The organism is Streptomyces sp. NPDC003027, from assembly GCF_053591435.1.
Map to the genome: position 1 here is coordinate 14,397 of NZ_JBSFTU010000006.1, position 17,024 is coordinate 31,420.

Below are 17,024 nucleotides of genomic sequence, written 5' to 3' on the forward strand. Positions count from 1 at the left end.
GTGGTTCTGTGGATGAATCCACCTCTGTGGACAATCCCCTCACCCTCGCGGGGGGCTTCACAGGCGGTTTGCGGTCCCCGGGCGTGGCAGCCGCGCGGCCGCGGCTGATGATCCCCTGCAGCAGTGAGCGACGTTTCACGTGAAACACGATGCACTCGCCGCAGACCCAGGACCGCTCGACACTCCGAAATACGTACGTATGGCAGCTTGTACGGCTCAGTGGTGTGACATCGAGGGCTCAGCGGCGTCGGCGGGTGCGGCTCGGGCGGGCAGCCTTGGCCCGCTTGGCGGCGAAACGCACACCGCCCGGGCTCTCCCCCACCTCGACCCGTACGACGGTCGACAGCGGATCCACGATCCCCTCGCCGACCTGGAGCACCGAGGTCTTCACCACACCGAGCTTGGAGAGCGCGGCGCGGGCACCGTTGATCTCCTCTTCGGCGGTGTCCCCCTTCAGGGCCAGCATCTCGCCGTACGGGCGCAGCAGGGGAACGCCCCAGCCGGCCAGCCGATCGAGCGGGGCCACAGCGCGAGCGGTCACCACATGTACGGGTGGCAGCTTGCCGAGCATCTCCTCGGCACGGCCTCGGACCACCGTCACATGGTCGAGCCCCAGCAGCTCCACGACCTCCTGAAGGAAGTTCGTCCGGCGAAGCAGCGGCTCCAGGAGCGTGATCTTGAGATCGGGCCGGACCAGGGCCAGGGGGATTCCGGGCAGCCCGGCACCTGAGCCGACGTCGCAGACGGCGACGCCCTCGGGAACCACCTCCGAGAGCACCGCGCAGTTCAGCAGATGGCGCTCCCACAGGCGGGGAACCTCGCGTGGGCCGATCAGCCCGCGCTTGACTCCCGCGTCCGCGAGGAGCTCCGCGTACCGGACGGCCTCCGGGAAGTACTCACCGAATACCGTCTGGGCCTGCTCAGGCGCAGGGGGGAGCTCCGCTGCCTCCGTCACGGGAACCGTCCTTCCGCACCGCACGCATACCGTGCGAGGCACTGTCGTGGCTGACTATCAGGCTGACAAAGATCGGCCCCGCCTGCGAGCAGACGGGGCCGACACTGCGAGAGGGGTCAGGCAGGGAGGACGACGACGAAGCGCTGCGGCTCCTCGCCCTCGGACTCACTGCGCAGGCCGGCGGCGGCGACCGAGTCGTGCACGACCTTGCGCTCGAACGGGGTCATCGGGTCCAGCTTGACCGGGGCCCCGGTGGACTTCACCTCGTCCGCCGCCTTAGCGCCGATCTCGGCGAGTTCTTCGCGCTTCCTGGCGCGGAACCCGGCGATGTCGAGCATCAGCCGACTGCGGTCACCGGTCTCCCGGTGCACAGCCAGGCGGGTCAGCTCCTGGAGAGCCTCCAGCACCTCGCCGTCGCGGCCCACGAGCTTCTGTAGATCACGGCTGCTCGAGTCGCTGACGATGGAGACCGCGGCCCGGTCGGCCTCGACGTCCATGTCGATATCGCCATCGAGGTCGGCGATGTCGAGGAGACCCTCGAGGTAGTCGGCCGCGATCTCGCCCTCCTGCTCCAGGCGGGTCAGGGTGTCGCCACCCTCTACGGCGGCGGAGGTGGTGCCTTCCGTCACGGGATGGACTCCTTCTACTTCTTGGACGACGGGTGCTTGGGCCGCTGCTGGCCCTTGCGCTGACCGGACTTTGTCTGCCGGGAGGCCCCGGAGTTCGCCCGGCTCGGCCGCCCGGGCTTGTCGCCCTGCGCCGATTCCTTGGCGGAATCCTGAGCCGAGTCCTGCGGCTTCTTCTCCAGCGAGGTGGTGGGCTCCTCGGCGGCGTCCTCGGTGGCCTTCGCCATGGACTGCTGGCTCGTGGAAGCCTGGCGCTTCGCCTTGGTCTGACGCTTGGGCTGCTGCCGCCTGGCAGCGGCGCCGCCCTCGGTCTCGGCCGTGACGATGTCGCTCTTGATCACGGTGCCGTCGGCCTGGGCGGCGAAGCCGGCCTTCGACAGGCCCGCGAAGAAGCGGCGCTCGTTCTCGTTGCGGTCGCTGCCCTTGGCGACGATGGCCTTGACGACGCTCTTCCGGCGACGGCCCCGGACCTCACCGTGGGAGGTGATGCTCTTCAGCAGCCGCTGGAGGTAGGAGTCCTGCGCCTTGCTGCCCGGGGTCGGGTTCTGGCTGATCACGTACATCTGCTGGCCCATGGTCCACACGTTGGTGGTCAGCCAGTAGACGAGAACACCGACGGGGAAGTTGATGCCCATGACGGCGAAGATCACCGGGAAGATGTACATGAGCATCTTCTGCTGCTGCATGTACGGCGTCTTCACGGAGAGGTCGACGTTCTTCATCATCAGCTGGCGCTGCGTGTAGAACTGCGAGGCCGACATCAGGACGATCATGATCGCGGTGACGATGCGGACCGAGGTCAGCGAGGCGTCGAGGGCGGCGACGTGCTGAGCACTGTCGGTGAAGGTCGCGGCCAGCGGGGCACCGAAGATGTGCGCCTCTCGCGCACTCTCGAGCAGCGACCGGTTGATGACACCGACCTCGTCGCCCTCGGCGATGTTGGAGAGCACGTGGTAGAGCGCGAAGAAGAACGGTGACTGCGCCAGGATGGGAAGGCACGAGGAGAGCGGGTTGGTGCCCGTCTCCTTGTACAGCTTCATCATCTCTTCGGACTGACGCTGCTTGTCGCTCTTGTAGCGCTCCTGGATCGCCTTCATCTTCGGCTGGAGCGCCTGCATGTTCCGGGTGGACTTGATCTGCTTGACGAACAGCGGGATCAGGCAGATCCGGATCAGCACCACCAGGGACACGATCGACAGGCCCCAGGCCCAGCCCGTGTCAGGACCGAAGATCGCCCCGTACACCTTGTGGAACTGGACGATGACCCAGGAAACGGGCCAGGTGATGAAGCTGAAAAAACTGGCAATCGTGTCCACTAATCAGGCTCCTTGAGCATTGGGCGAGGTCTCTGCGGCCGGGCTCGTCTCGGCGGTGGACCCGCCCTTGTCGCCGCGCAGCGCGTTCCGCAGCATTTCGTGCCAGCGAGGACGCTTGCGCGGAGGCACGTGGTCCACGCCGCCGGGCGACCACGGATTGCACCGCAGGATGCGCCAGGCGGTCAGGGCTGTGCCCTTGATCGCGCCATGCCGGTCGATGGCCGTGAATCCGTAGTGGGAACACGACGGGTAGTACCGGCAGACGGGCCCGAGAAGCGGGCTGATCGTCCACTGGTACAGCTTGATGAGAGCCAGCAGCGGGTACTTCATCGCGTGCCCCCTCCCAGGAGCCGCTGAAGAGCGGCGTCCAGGTCTCGGGCCAGCTGAGAGTGGTCGGCGTCGCCGGCTCCGGGCAACGCCCGTACGACCACCAGGCTACCGGGGGGCAGCTCGGACAGCCGTTCGCGGACGAGATGGCGCAGGCGTCGCTTCACCTGGTTGCGTACGACCGCACCGCCTACGGCCTTGCTCACGACGAAACCCGCACGCGTCGGGGGAGCGCTCTCCCCAGGCGCGTGCGGGTCCGTTGAACCGCTGCGTAGGTGGACGACGAGGAGCGGGCGACCGGCCCGGCGCCCTCGGCGTACCGCGGTTGCGAAGTCCTCGCGCCGCCTCAGCCGATTCTCGGTAGGCAGCACGTCATGACCTGTTTGTTTAAGCGGATCAGGCGGACAGGCTCGCGCGACCCTTGGCACGGCGGTTCGCCAGGATGGCGCGACCGGCACGCGTGCGCATGCGCAGGCGGAAGCCGTGGGTCTTGGCGCGACGACGGTTGTTCGGCTGGAAGGTGCGCTTGCTCACTCGGGGGCTCCAGAAATGATTCGTGTGGTGGCGGGACATCGCCTGGCTGTCACCGTGCGCCCACGAGTAGCTCGCAATACGCCCGAGTGCACCGCTTCACGATCACAGACCGTGATCTTTGCCCATCGGAGGCAGGCGGCAGCAGCCATCGACAACTCGACCTGGTTACGGTACGCGCGGCTACGCCATCCGGTCAAACCGGCCGATCGCCGGGGCCCATTGTGCACAGGCTGTGGACAACAACTTGAACGAGGTCAGCCGCCGCGACTACCGTGGCTGGACTCCTAAATCTTTTTCCGTTCTGTCCTTACCTGTCCTGTCACCTGTCCTGACGGACTTCGACCAACCGTCCCGAGAACCACACATTCGTGGGACCTGCGAGGAAGCGTGCCCTGTGGCTGACGTACCTGCCGATCTTGCCGCAGTGTGGCCACGCGTGCTGGAGCACCTCCTCGGAGAGGGCCAGCAGGGCATCGAGCCCAAGGACAAGCAGTGGATCGAGCGCTGCCAGCCTCTCGCACTGGTGGCCGACACCGCGCTGCTCGCCGTCCCCAACGAGTGGGGCAAGCGGGTCCTCGAAGGCCGACTGGCGCCGCTGATCAGCGAGACCCTGAGCCGCGAATGCGGCCGGCCGATCCGGATCGCGATCACCGTCGACGACTCGGTCGGTGAGCCCACGCCGCCGGCGCCGCCGATCCACCAGCAGCAGCACCAGCAGTCGCGGTACGACGACCGTCCGTCACCGGAGTCGTACGACAAGTACGACGGCTACGGACATCGGCCGATGCAGGACGACGGGCTACCGACCGCCCGCCCCGCCTATCCGGACTACCAGCAGCAGCGTCCCGACCCGGGCTCCTGGCCGCGCACCCAGGAGGACCTCTCCTGGCAGCAGCCGCGGCTCGGCGGTTTCCAGGAGCGCGACCCCTACGCCGGCCCCCGCAACCAGCAGTCCCCGCAGCAGCGGTACGACGAGCGCCCGCCGTCGTACGAGCAGCAGCCGCAGCGACCGGAGCGCGGCGACCTTCCCGAGCCCCAGGGCCCGGGCGCCGGCCGGGGGCACCGCCCCGGCGGGCCCGCGGGCCAGGGCGGTCCCGGGGTGGGACGTCCCGGCTCGCCCTCCGGGCAGGGCTCGTCATCCGCCGCCCCCGGCGAGCAGCACGCGCGGCTGAACCCCCGCTACCTCTTCGACACCTTCGTCATCGGCTCCTCGAACCGCTTCGCGCACGCAGCCGCCGTGGCGGTGGCCGAGGCACCCGCGAAGGCTTACAACCCCCTCTTCATCTACGGGGAGTCGGGCCTCGGCAAGACGCACCTGCTGCACGCCATCGGGCACTACGCGCGCAATCTCTACCCCGGCACGCGCGTGCGGTACGTGAGCTCGGAGGAGTTCACCAACGAGTTCATCAACTCGATCCGGGACGGCAAGGGCGACACCTTCCGCAAGCGCTACCGGGATGTGGACATCCTGCTGGTCGACGACATCCAGTTCCTCGCGAGCAAGGAGTCGACCCAGGAGGAGTTCTTCCACACCTTCAACACGCTCCATAACGCCAACAAGCAGATCGTGCTCTCCTCGGACCGCCCGCCGAGGCAGCTGGTGACCCTGGAGGACCGGCTCCGCAACCGCTTCGAATGGGGCCTGACCACCGACGTGCAGCCGCCGGAGCTGGAGACGCGTATCGCGATCCTGCGCAAGAAGGCGGTGCAGGAGCAGCTCAACGCCCCGCCGGAGGTGCTGGAGTTCATCGCGTCCCGCATCTCGCGGAACATCCGTGAGCTGGAGGGCGCGCTGATCCGCGTCACCGCGTTCGCGAGCCTCAACCGCCAGCCGGTGGACCTGGGGCTCACGGAGATCGTCCTCAAGGACCTGATCCCGGGCGGAGAGGACTCGGCTCCGGAGATCACCGCCCCGGCGATCATGGCGTCCACGGCCGACTATTTCGGGCTCACCGTGGAGGACCTCTGCGGGTCCTCGCGCAGCCGCGTCCTGGTGACCGCCCGCCAGATCGCCATGTACCTGTGCCGGGAGCTCACGGACCTGTCTCTGCCGAAGATCGGCGCGCAGTTCGGCGGCCGCGACCACACGACGGTGATGCACGCGGACCGGAAGATCCGCGCGCTGATGGCCGAGCGGCGCTCCATCTACAACCAGGTCACCGAACTCACCAACCGCATCAAGAACGGCTGAGAGAGGCTCTCCGCCTCTGCCGGGCCCTCTGTCAGGCGGCTGTGAAGGGCGCTCCGGGGAACCTCCCGGGGCGCCCTTCGGCATGCTCAGGCGCCTTCGAGGGCGGCTCGGGGCGTGCCTCGGGGCCTTTCCACACGGCTGTGCACACGCTCGCTGTTCGAATACAGGGAGCGGTTGGCCACTTCTCCACAGCTTGGGGGATGATCTCCCGTCCACAGGGTGGGGACTGCGGAGTTATCCGGATCATGTCCACAGGCCCTCCGCGCGGAAGATCATCACACCAGGTCAGGGCCGTGTGGATTTGTTGGCAACCGTGATCCACAGCCTGTGGACGAATCCCTCGTCCACAGGACCCCGATCGAGTTGTCCACCGGCGGCCCACAGGCCACAAGGAGTTGCCCACAGCTTCTCCACACCCCTGTCCACTGTTCGGCAACAAAACGCCCGGGCTCCCCGCTCCGAGTGAAAGCGGTCACACCAAGGGAGACGATTGGCCTGTGGGGAACGTGGGTAAAGCTGGGGACGGCACTGGGGAGAACTCCCGGTTGCCTGTGTACCGGGTGTGCAGAACTTTCGGGCGTCCACAGAACGCCCCGGTTGTCCACCGGCTCCACCCACAGGGCCGGTGGACAAAAAACCGGCATTGACCTGCACAGATGGCGTTATCCACGGTTTCCACAGGCCCTACTACTACTCCCACATAGAGTTAGCCCGGAATCTGCTTCGAAGTGGGACCTGTGCACAACTCGAGCCCGGACCGTCGGCGACCTCTTGTCGCGACTTGACCCCGAGCCGCACCGAGTGTCGGTGGCGTGCGTCAGACTGGTTCCCGCAGTCGACGAAGAGCCAGCAACAGCAGGAGGCGGTTCCGGTGAAGATCCGGGTGGAGCGCGATGTACTCGCGGAGGCGGTGGCCTGGGTGGCCCGCAGCCTTCCGGCCCGTCCGCCGGCGCCCGTACTCGCGGGCCTTCTGCTGAAGGCCGAGGACGGCGCGCTGAGCTTCTCCAGCTTCGACTACGAGGTCTCGGCCCGGGTCTCCGTCGAGGCGGAGGTCGAGGAGGACGGCACCGTCCTCGTCTCCGGCCGCCTGCTCGCCGACATCTGCCGCGCCCTGCCGAACCGGCCGGTCGAGATCTCCACAGACGGTGTACGGGCGACCGTGGTCTGCGGCACCTCCCGCTTCACCCTCCACACCCTGCCTGTGGAGGAGTACCCGGCGCTGCCGGAGATGCCCACCGCCACCGGCACGGTGCCCGGTGAGGTCTTCGCCTCCGCCGCCGCCCAGGTCGCCATCGCCGCCGGCCGCGACGACACGCTGCCCGTCCTCACCGGTGTGCGCATCGAGATCGAGGGCGACACGGTCACCCTCGCCTCCACCGACCGCTACCGCTTCGCGGTCCGCGAGTTCCTGTGGAAGCCGGAGTCCCCGGACGCCTCGGCCGTCGCCCTGGTGCCCGCGAAGACGCTGCTGGACACCGCCAAGGCGCTCACCAGCGGCGACACGGTCACTCTGGCGCTCTCCGGCTCCGGCAAGGGCGAGGGCCTGATCGGTTTCGAGGGCGCGGGCCGCCGTACCACCACCCGGCTGCTCGAAGGTGACCTGCCGAAGTACCGGACGCTCTTCCCGACGGAGTTCAACTCCATCGCGGTGATCGAGACCGCTCCGTTCGTCGAGGCCGTCAAGCGTGTGGCCCTGGTGGCCGAGCGCAACACCCCGGTCCGGCTCAGTTTCGAGCAGGGCGTACTGATCCTGGAGGCGGGCTCCAGCGACGACGCACAGGCTGTGGAGCGTGTGGACGCGCAGTTGGACGGCGACGACATCTCGATCGCCTTCAACCCGACGTTCCTGTTGGACGGTCTGAGCGCGATCGACTCCCCGGTCGCCCAGCTCTCCTTCACGACCTCCACCAAGCCCGCGCTGCTGAGCGGCAAGCCTGCGGTCGACGCGGAGGCGGACGAGGCGTACAAGTACCTGATCATGCCGGTCCGCCTCAGCGGCTGAGCCCGGTCGGACAGCCGTCGAGTGAGCGGTTGACCCCACAGGTGTGCACCCGCGTCCGGGCGTAGGCTCGGACGCGGGTACGAACCGCACACGACGCTTAAGGAATCTCTGATGGAGCTCGGTCTCGTCGGTCTCGGCAAGATGGGCGGCAACATGCGTGAGCGCATCCGCCGCGCAGGCCACACCGTCATCGGATACGACCGCAACCCGGACCTCGCCGATGTCCACAGCCTGGAAGAGCTTGTGGGCAAGCTCAAGGGCCCGCGCGTCGTGTGGGTGATGGTCCCGGCCGGTGCCGCGACGCAGTCCACCATCGACGAGCTGGCCGAACTGCTCTCCCCCGGCGACATCGTCGTGGACGGCGGAAACTCCCGCTGGACGGACGACGAGAAGCACGCCGAGGAGCTCTCCGCCAAGGGCATCGGCTTCGTCGACTGCGGCGTCTCCGGCGGCGTCTGGGGCCTGGAGAACGGCTACGCGCTGATGTACGGCGGCGACGCCGAGAACGTGGCGAAGGTGCAGCCGATCTTCGACGCCCTCAAGCCCGAGGGCGAGTTCGGTTCCGTCCACGCGGGCAAGGTCGGCGCCGGCCACTTCGCGAAGATGGTCCACAACGGCATCGAGTACGCGATGATGCAGGCGTACGCCGAGGGCTGGGAGCTCCTGGAGAAGGTCGACTCCGTCACCGACGTGCGCGAGGTCTTCCGCTCCTGGCAGGAGGGCACGGTCATCCGCTCCTGGCTCCTCGACCTGGCGGTCAACGCCCTGGACGAGGACGAGCACCTGGACCAGCTGCGAGGTTTCGCGCAGGACTCCGGCGAGGGCCGGTGGACCGTGGAGGCCGCCATCGACAACGCCGTGCCGCTGCCCGCGATCACCGCGTCGCTGTTCGCGCGGTTCGCGTCCCGCCAGGACGACTCCCCGCAGATGAAGATGATCGCCGCGCTGCGCAACCAGTTCGGTGGCCACGCGGTCGAGTCCAAGAAGTAATCCACAGGCTGTGCACCCCGCGGTGCACAGCAGCCGGGGGAAGGTCGGCGCACACCATGCATGTCACGCATCTGTCGCTGGCCGACTTCCGCTCCTACGCCCGGGTCGAGGTCCCGCTCGATCCGGGCGTCACCGCTTTCGTGGGCCCGAACGGCCAGGGCAAGACGAATCTCGTCGAGGCCGTCGGCTATCTCGCCACCCTCGGCAGCCACCGCGTCGCCTCGGACGCGCCTCTCGTACGGATGGGGGCGGACCGGGCGATCATCCGGGCCGCCGTCACCCAGGGCGAGCGCTCCCAGCTGATCGAGCTGGAACTCAACCCGGGCCGGGCCAACCGCGCCCGTATCAACAGGTCCTCGCAGGTCAGACCCCGTGATGTGCTCGGGATCGTACGGACCGTGCTGTTCGCGCCGGAGGACCTCGCCCTGGTCAAGGGCGATCCCGGCGAGCGCCGGCGCTTCCTGGACGAGCTGATCACGGCGCGCGCGCCGCGGATGGCGGGTGTGCGCGCCGATTACGAGCGGGTGCTCAAGCAGCGCAACACGCTCCTGAAGTCCGCCGCCATGGCCCGACGGCACGGTGGCCGCGGCATGGACCTGTCGACCCTGGACGTGTGGGACCAGCACCTGGCGAGGGCCGGCGCCGAGCTGCTGGCACAGCGGCTGGACCTGATCGCCGTACTCCAGCCGCTGGCCGACAAGGCGTACGAGCAGCTGGCACCGGCGGGCGGACCGATTCTGCTGGAGTACCGGCCGTCGGCGCCGGGCCCCGGGCACACCCGGGAGGAGCTGTACGAGCAGCTGATCGCCGCGCTCGCGGAGGTGCGCAAGCAGGAGATCGAGCGGGGCGTGACGCTGGTCGGGCCGCACCGGGACGAACTCCTGCTCAAACTGGGCGACCTGCCGGCGAAGGGATACGCGAGTCACGGGGAGTCCTGGTCGTACGCGCTGGCGCTGCGGCTCGCCTCGTACGACCTGCTGCGGGCGGAGGGGAACGAGCCGGTGCTCGTCCTCGACGACGTCTTCGCCGAGTTGGACGCGCGGCGCCGGGAGCGGCTCGCGGAGCTGGTGGCGCCGGGCGAGCAGGTCCTGGTGACGGCCGCGGTGGACGACGACGTGCCCGGCGTGCTCGCGGGCGCTCGGTACGGGGTCGCGGAAGGTTCGGTGGAGCGGCTGTGAGCGAGAACGAAGGCGTCGAGGCAGGAGCCCAGGCCGCGGCGAAGGCGCCGGAGCCCTCCGGGGTCGATCTGGCGCGGGTCGCGCTGCGCGCCGCCAAGGAGCAGGCGCGGGCGCGGGGCGCGGCCGCGCAGCAGAAGAAGCAGGCCCGGCGGGGCGGCGGGCTGCGGTCCGGCGCGCACGCCGACGGCCGGGACCCGATGGCGCTCGGCTCCGCGATCAACCGGCTCATCACCGAGCGCGGCTGGGAGACGCCGGCGGCGGTGGGCGGGGTCATGGGGCGCTGGCCGCAGATCGTGGGCGAGGACCTGGCGAAGCACTGTGAGCCGCTGAAGTACGACGAGGACCCGGAGGAGCGGGTGCTCACCGTGCAGTGCGACTCGACGGCCTGGGCGACGCAGCTGCGGCTGCTCGCGCCGAGGCTGGTGGCGCGGCTGAACGAGGACCTGGGCCACGGGACGGTACGGGTGATCAAGGTGCTGGGGCCGTCGGCCGGGCCCCGGCGGGGGTACGGGCCGCTGCGGGCGCCCGGGTCCGTCGGACCGGGAGACACGTACGGCTGAGGTTGCCCGTGGGTGCGGGGCGCGGGGTGCGGTCAGCAGGGGCCCTGATACGGGCGCCCGGGTCCCGCCCTGGCTCGGTCAGCGCGTGCGCGGGGTGTGCCTGGCCGTCCCTCCCTCTAGGGCTCCGCCCGGGGGGACCCCAGGGCGGAACGGTTGCCACAACGCGCTACGAGCCGAAGCGCTGGGTGGCCGTCAGAGCCCTTTGGAGCCCCTCCCTGGATATGGGGAGTCGTCTCGCTCCCGCGCAGGGCGGCACATGCGTACTCAGGTACCGGCAAACCCCCATGACTGTCAGCGCTACCGGTAGACTGGAAGACAATCCCGCCACCCTGCGGAACATGTCGAACGACGCAGCCGCTCCCGTATGCCCGGAGAACGGCCTGTGCTGTGCCAGAAAGGGCGCTTCGTGGCCGATTCCGGCAACCCCAACGAGAACACCCAGTCCGCCAACGCTGCGTCGTACGACGCCAGCGCGATCACCGTGCTCGAGGGTCTGGACGCGGTCCGCAAGCGACCCGGCATGTACATCGGCTCGACCGGTGAGCGTGGTCTGCACCACATGGTGCAGGAGGTCGTCGACAACTCCGTCGACGAAGCCCTCGCCGGTCACGCGGACACCATCGACGTGACGATCCTGGCCGACGGCGGCGTCCGCGTCGTCGACAACGGCCGCGGCATCCCCGTCGGCATCGTCCCGTCCGAGGGCAAGCCGGCCGTCGAGGTCGTGCTGACGGTCCTGCACGCGGGCGGCAAGTTCGGCGGCGGCGGCTACGCGGTCTCCGGCGGTCTGCACGGCGTCGGCGTCTCCGTCGTCAACGCCCTCTCCACCAAGGTCTCGGTGGAGGTCAAGACCGACGGCCACCGCTGGACGCAGGACTACAAGATGGGCGTCCCCACCGCGCCCCTCGCGAAGCACGAGGCGACCGACGAGACCGGCACCTCGGTCACGTTCTGGGCCGACGGCGACATCTTCGAGACGACCGAGTACTCCTTCGAGACGCTCTCGCGCCGCTTCCAGGAGATGGCCTTCCTCAACAAGGGCCTGACGATCACGCTCACCGACGAGCGCGAGTCCGCGAAGGCCACGGTCGGCGCCGACGACCCCGACGCCGAGGCGGCGGAGGAGCAGCCGGCGAGGACGGTGAAGTACCACTACGAGGGCGGCATCGTCGACTTCGTGAAGTACCTCAACTCCCGCAAGGGTGAGCTGATCCACCCCACCGTCATCGACGTCGAGGCCGAGGACAAGGAGCGCATGCTCTCGGTCGAGATCGCGATGCAGTGGAACTCGCAGTACACCGAGGGCGTGTACTCCTTCGCCAACACCATCCACACCCACGAGGGCGGTACGCACGAAGAGGGCTTCCGCGCCGCGCTCACGGGTCTGGTGAACCGGTACGCGCGTGAGAAGAAGCTGCTGCGCGAGAAGGACGACAACCTCACCGGTGAGGACATCCGCGAGGGTCTGACGGCGATCATCTCCATCAAGCTGGGCGAGCCGCAGTTCGAGGGCCAGACGAAGACCAAGCTGGGCAACACCGAGGCGAAGACCTTCGTGCAGAAGGTCGTGCACGAGCACCTCAACGACTGGTTCGACCGCAACCCGGTCGAGGCCACGGACATCATCCGCAAGTCGATCCAGGCGGCCACCGCGCGCGTGGCGGCCCGCAAGGCCCGTGACCTCACGCGTCGCAAGGGACTGCTGGAGTCGGCGTCGCTGCCCGGCAAGCTGAGCGACTGCCAGTCGAACGACCCCGCCATGTGCGAGATCTTCATCGTCGAGGGTGACTCCGCCGGCGGCTCGGCCAAGTCCGGCCGGAACCCGATGTACCAGGCCATCCTGCCGATCCGCGGCAAGATCCTGAACGTCGAGAAGGCCCGGATCGACAAGATCCTCCAGAACACCGAGGTCCAGGCGCTGATCTCGGCCTTCGGCACCGGGGTCCACGAGGACTTCGACATCGAGAAGCTCCGCTATCACAAGATCATTCTGATGGCGGACGCCGACGTCGACGGCCAGCACATCAACACCCTGCTGCTGACCTTCCTCTTCCGCTTCATGCGTCCGCTGGTCGAGGCCGGTCACGTCTACCTCTCCCGCCCGCCGCTCTACAAGATCAAGTGGGGCCGGGACGACTTCGAGTACGCGTACTCGGACCGCGAGCGCGACGCGCTGGTCGAGCTGGGCAAGCAGAACGGCAAGCGGATCAGGGAAGACTCGATCCAGCGCTTCAAGGGTCTGGGCGAGATGAACGCCGAGGAACTGCGCATCACCACCATGGACCAGGACCACCGTGTGCTCGGCCAGGTCACTCTGGACGACGCGGCCCAGGCCGACGACCTGTTCTCGGTGCTGATGGGCGAAGACGTGGAGGCGAGGCGCTCGTTCATCCAGCGCAACGCCAAGGACGTCCGCTTCCTCGACATCTGAGTCGGTCTCAGCTGACCGCACGAAAGGACTGAAGACCAGCAATGGCCGACGAGAACACCCCTGTCACGACCGAAGAAGAAGAGCCGGTCGCCCTCCGTGTCGAGCCCGTCGGGCTCGAGACCGAGATGCAGCGCTCGTACCTCGACTACGCGATGTCCGTCATCGTGTCCCGCGCGCTGCCCGACGTACGGGACGGCCTCAAGCCCGTCCACCGGCGCGTGCTGTACGCGATGTACGACGGCGGCTACCGCCCCGAGAAGGGCTTCTACAAGTGCGCCCGCGTCGTCGGTGACGTCATGGGCACGTACCACCCGCACGGCGACTCCTCCATCTACGACGCCCTGGTCCGCCTGGCCCAGCCGTGGTCGATGCGGATGCCGCTCGTCGACTCCAACGGCAACTTCGGTTCCCCGGGCAACGACCCGGCCGCCGCCATGCGGTACACCGAGTGCAAGATGATGCCGCAGTCGATGGAGATGCTCCGGGACATCGACGAGGAGACCGTCGACTTCCAGGACAACTACGACGGCCGCAACCAGGAGCCGACGGTCCTCCCGGCCCGCTTCCCGAACCTGCTGGTCAACGGCAGCGCCGGTATCGCGGTCGGTATGGCGACCAACATCCCGCCGCACAACCTGCGCGAGGTCGCCGCCGGTGCCCAGTGGGCGCTGGAGCACCCCGAGGCCACCCACGAGGAGCTGCTCGACGCGCTCATCGAGCGGATCAAGGGCCCTGACTTCCCGACCGGTGCGCTGGTCGTGGGCCGCAAGGGCATCGAGGAGGCGTACCGCACCGGTCGTGGCTCGATCACGATGCGCGCGGTCGTCGAGGTCGAGGAGATCCAGAACCGCCAGTGCCTGGTGGTCACGGAGCTGCCCTACCAGACCAACCCCGACAACCTCGCGCAGAAGATCGCCGACCTGGTCAAGGACGGCAAGATCGGCGGCATCGCCGACGTCCGCGACGAGACCTCCTCCCGTACCGGCCAGCGGCTCGTCATCGTGCTCAAGCGCGACGCCGTCGCCAAGGTCGTGCTCAACAACCTGTACAAGCACACCGACCTGCAGACGAACTTCGGCGCGAACATGCTGGCGCTCGTCGACGGTGTGCCGCGCACCCTCTCCCTGGACGCGTTCATCCGCCACTGGGTGACGCACCAGATCGAGGTCATCGTCCGCCGGACGAAGTTCCGTCTGCGCAAGGCGGAGGAGCGCGCCCACATCCTGCGCGGCCTGCTCAAGGCGCTCGACGCGATCGACGAGGTCATCGCGCTCATCCGGCGCAGCGACACCGTCGACGTCGCGCGCGAGGGCCTGATGGGCCTGCTCCAGATCGACGAGATCCAGGCCAACGCCATCCTCGAGATGCAGCTGCGCCGGCTCGCCGCCCTGGAGCGCCAGAAGATCGTCGCCGAGCACGACGAGCTCCAGGCCAAGATCAACGAGTACAACGCGATCCTCGTCTCCGAGGAGCGCCAGCGCGCCATCGTCAGCGAGGAGCTCGCGGTCCTCGTCGAGAAGTTCGGCGACGACCGACGCTCCAAGCTGGTGCCCTTCGACGGTGACATGTCCATCGAGGACCTCATCGCCGAGGAGGACATCGTCGTCACCATCACGCGTGGCGGCTATGTGAAGCGTACGAAGACCGAGGACTACCGCTCGCAGAAGCGCGGCGGCAAGGGTGTGCGCGGTACGAAGCTGAAGCAGGACGACATCGTCGACCACTTCTTCGTGTCCACGACCCACCACTGGCTCCTGTTCTTCACCAACAAGGGCCGGGTCTACCGTGCGAAGGCGTACGAGCTTCCGGACGCCGGCCGGGACGCGCGCGGCCAGCACGTGGCCAACCTCCTGGCCTTCCAGCCGGACGAGCAGATCGCCGAGATCCTGGCGATCCGCGACTACGAGGCCGCGCCGTACCTGGTGCTCGCCACCAAGGGCGGCCTGGTGAAGAAGACCGCGCTGAAGGACTACGACTCGCCGCGTTCGGGCGGTGTCATCGCGATCAACCTCCGGGAGACCGAGGACGGCGGCGACGACGAGCTGATCGGCGCCGAGCTGGTGTCGGCCGAGGACGATCTGCTGCTCATCAGCAAGAAGGCGCAGTCGATCAGGTTCACCGCGACGGACGACGCGCTGCGCCCGATGGGGCGTGCCACATCCGGCGTCAAGGGGATGAGTTTCCGCGAGGGCGACGAGCTGCTCTCGATGAATGTCGTCCGGCCGGGTACTTTCGTCTTCACCGCCACCGACGGTGGGTACGCGAAGCGGACCAACGTCGACGAGTACCGCGTCCAGGGTCGCGGTGGCCTCGGTATCAAGGCCGCCAAGATCGTGGAGGACCGTGGTTCGCTCGTGGGCGCGCTGGTGGTCGAGGAGACGGACGAGATCCTCGCCATCACGCTCTCCGGTGGTGTGATTCGCACGCGAGTCAACGAAGTCAGGGAGACCGGCCGTGACACCATGGGCGTCCAGCTGATCAATCTGGGCAAGCGCGATGCCGTCGTCGGCATCGCACGTAACGCCGAGGCGGGCAGCGAGGCCGAAGAGGTCGTCGAGGCCGAGGACGTCGAAGGCGTCGAGGCCGCGACCGCGGCCGAGGCCGAGGCAGCCGAGGGCATCGAGCCCTCGGCCGGGGAGCACGAGGAGTAGAGCGTGAGTGGAGCCACGGGCGCCGGATCGGCGGCTGCCGGAGCTTCCGCCGGTGCTGGAGCGGACGGTGCCCGTGGTTCCACCACGGACTCCCAGGGGGTTGCGGTGACGGACAGTCGAGGGGCCAAGCCTTCGTACGACACGTACAACGGGCCGCTGCCGGGCGAGCGCGCGGGAGCGCAGCAGCCGGGCGGGCCGTACCACCCACCGCAGGCGTACGGCGCTCAGGCGCCGGCCGTCGGCGGTACGGGTGGCGCGGACGGCCAGAACGCGGCGGCGGTGCGCCGACCGCGTACGGGGGCACGCACCACGCCTCGTACGCGCAAGGCGCGGCTGCGGGTGGCCAAGGCCGATCCGTGGTCGGTGATGAAGGTGAGTTTCCTGCTCTCCATCGCCCTCGGCATCTGCACGGTCGTGGCGGCGGCGGTGCTGTGGATGGTGATGGACGCCATGGGCGTCTTCTCGACCGTCGGCGGCACGATCAGCGAGGCGACGGGCTCGAACGAGTCCAACGGGTTCGATCTGCAGTCGTTCCTCTCGCTGCCGCGGGTACTCACGTTCACGTCGGTGATCGCGGTCATCGACGTGGTCCTGATGACCGCGCTGGCGACGCTGGGCGCGTTCATCTACAACCTGTCGGCCGGTTTCGTCGGCGGTGTGGAGCTCACGCTGGCGGAGGACGAGTAACCGATTTTGGGACTGGCCCCCACGTGCGCTAATCTTCAGGAGTCAGCGCGCGGGACACCCCGCAAGAGCGCGGCGGGGCTATAGCTCAGTTGGTTAGAGCGCATCCCTGATAAGGATGAGGCCACAGGTTCAAATCCTGTTAGCCCCACAGACATGATCGGCCCGGACGGATTATCCGTCCGGGCCGATCGCTTTTGTCGTCGGTACACGGCCCGGAAGACCGGGGAGTAGGTCACCGATCGGTATCGGTCGATGTGTAGAGTGGGCGTCAGAAGTCTCCTACGTCAACGAAAGACGAGGTCGCGCGGTGAAGAAGCTTCTCCTGGTCGCACTGGCCGCCATCGGCGGGCTCCTCGTGTACCGCCAGATCCAGGCGGATCGCGCCGAGCAGGATCTGTGGACGGAGGCGACCGACTCCGTGCCCGCAGGTTCGGGTGTGTGAGACGCAGACTGTCTGTGGGCGAAGCCCCGGCCGCGCTTGAGCGGCCGGGGCTTCGTGCTGTTCGGGGGCCGGACGGAGATCCCCGCAGTTCGCGTACGTGAACGATCGCATTGCGATGGCAAATGTCAGGTGGA

Annotated in this window: 15 protein-coding genes and 1 tRNA gene; 10 read left to right on the plus strand and 6 right to left on the minus strand. The window is 68.3% G+C overall.

Features of this window, described 5'->3' with window-relative positions:
* Positions 1-238: 238 nt before the first annotated feature.
* The 6 genes from rsmG to rpmH all read right to left on the minus strand — a co-directional run bounded on the left by rsmG (position 239) and on the right by rpmH (position 3,758).
* Positions 239-955: a 16S rRNA (guanine(527)-N(7))-methyltransferase RsmG gene (gene rsmG / locus ACWDX6_RS06825; RefSeq protein WP_451483878.1), complete on the minus strand. Its 717-nt coding sequence runs from the start codon at positions 953-955 to the stop codon at positions 239-241.
* A gap of 116 nt (positions 956-1,071) precedes the next feature.
* Positions 1,072-1,584: a Jag family protein gene (locus tag ACWDX6_RS06830; protein ID WP_451483879.1), complete on the minus strand. Its 513-nt coding sequence runs from the start codon at positions 1,582-1,584 to the stop codon at positions 1,072-1,074.
* A 14-nt stretch (positions 1,585-1,598) separates the two neighbouring features.
* Positions 1,599-2,897: a membrane protein insertase YidC gene (yidC, locus tag ACWDX6_RS06835; protein ID WP_451483880.1), complete on the minus strand. Its 1,299-nt coding sequence runs from the start codon at positions 2,895-2,897 to the stop codon at positions 1,599-1,601.
* A 3-nt stretch (positions 2,898-2,900) separates the two neighbouring features.
* Positions 2,901-3,227, minus strand: a complete 327-nt coding sequence (gene yidD / locus ACWDX6_RS06840; RefSeq protein ID WP_015034858.1) for a membrane protein insertion efficiency factor YidD — start codon at positions 3,225-3,227, stop codon at positions 2,901-2,903.
* Positions 3,224-3,595, minus strand: a complete 372-nt coding sequence (gene rnpA / locus ACWDX6_RS06845; protein ID WP_451483881.1) for a ribonuclease P protein component — start codon at positions 3,593-3,595, stop codon at positions 3,224-3,226. Before rnpA ends, yidD begins: the two co-directional genes overlap by 4 nt.
* A gap of 25 nt (positions 3,596-3,620) precedes the next feature.
* Positions 3,621-3,758, minus strand: coding sequence for a 50S ribosomal protein L34 (gene rpmH / locus ACWDX6_RS06850; RefSeq protein WP_015659252.1), 138 nt, complete (start codon positions 3,756-3,758; stop codon positions 3,621-3,623).
* A 394-nt stretch (positions 3,759-4,152) separates the two neighbouring features.
* Between rpmH and dnaA the strand changes: the two genes are divergently transcribed.
* From dnaA to ACWDX6_RS06900, 10 genes are all read left to right on the plus strand, one after another.
* Positions 4,153-5,949: a chromosomal replication initiator protein DnaA gene (gene dnaA / locus ACWDX6_RS06855; RefSeq protein ID WP_451483882.1), complete on the plus strand. Its 1,797-nt coding sequence runs from the start codon at positions 4,153-4,155 to the stop codon at positions 5,947-5,949.
* Between the two features lie 871 nt (positions 5,950-6,820).
* A complete protein-coding gene (dnaN, locus tag ACWDX6_RS06860; protein ID WP_403292747.1) occupies positions 6,821-7,951 on the plus strand; it encodes a DNA polymerase III subunit beta in 1,131 nt (376 codons plus the stop codon).
* 111 nt (positions 7,952-8,062) lie between these two features.
* A complete protein-coding gene (gene gnd, locus ACWDX6_RS06865; protein WP_451483883.1) occupies positions 8,063-8,941 on the plus strand; it encodes a phosphogluconate dehydrogenase (NAD(+)-dependent, decarboxylating) in 879 nt (292 codons plus the stop codon).
* A 56-nt stretch (positions 8,942-8,997) separates the two neighbouring features.
* Positions 8,998-10,119, plus strand: a complete 1,122-nt coding sequence (gene recF, locus ACWDX6_RS06870) for a DNA replication/repair protein RecF (RefSeq protein ID WP_451483884.1) — start codon at positions 8,998-9,000, stop codon at positions 10,117-10,119.
* Positions 10,116-10,679 (plus strand): DUF721 domain-containing protein, encoded by a 564-nt coding sequence (locus tag ACWDX6_RS06875; RefSeq protein WP_451483885.1) that lies wholly within the window; start codon positions 10,116-10,118, stop codon positions 10,677-10,679. Before recF ends, ACWDX6_RS06875 begins: the two co-directional genes overlap by 4 nt.
* Positions 10,680-11,043: 364 nt before the next feature.
* Complete coding sequence (gene gyrB / locus ACWDX6_RS06880) at positions 11,044-13,110, plus strand: DNA topoisomerase (ATP-hydrolyzing) subunit B (RefSeq protein WP_451483886.1); 2,067 nt, start codon at positions 11,044-11,046, stop codon at positions 13,108-13,110.
* 41 nt (positions 13,111-13,151) lie between these two features.
* On the plus strand, positions 13,152-15,761 hold the full coding sequence (gene gyrA / locus ACWDX6_RS06885) for a DNA gyrase subunit A (protein ID WP_451483887.1): 2,610 nt from the start codon (positions 13,152-13,154) through the stop codon (positions 15,759-15,761).
* Between the two features lie 105 nt (positions 15,762-15,866).
* Positions 15,867-16,448: a DUF3566 domain-containing protein gene (locus ACWDX6_RS06890; protein ID WP_451483888.1), complete on the plus strand. Its 582-nt coding sequence runs from the start codon at positions 15,867-15,869 to the stop codon at positions 16,446-16,448.
* Between the two features lie 74 nt (positions 16,449-16,522).
* Positions 16,523-16,596: transfer RNA gene (locus tag ACWDX6_RS06895), tRNA-Ile, on the plus strand.
* A gap of 159 nt (positions 16,597-16,755) precedes the next feature.
* Positions 16,756-16,890, plus strand: a complete 135-nt coding sequence (locus ACWDX6_RS06900) for a DLW-39 family protein (protein WP_003958712.1) — start codon at positions 16,756-16,758, stop codon at positions 16,888-16,890.
* Positions 16,891-17,024: the final 134 nt, after the last annotated feature.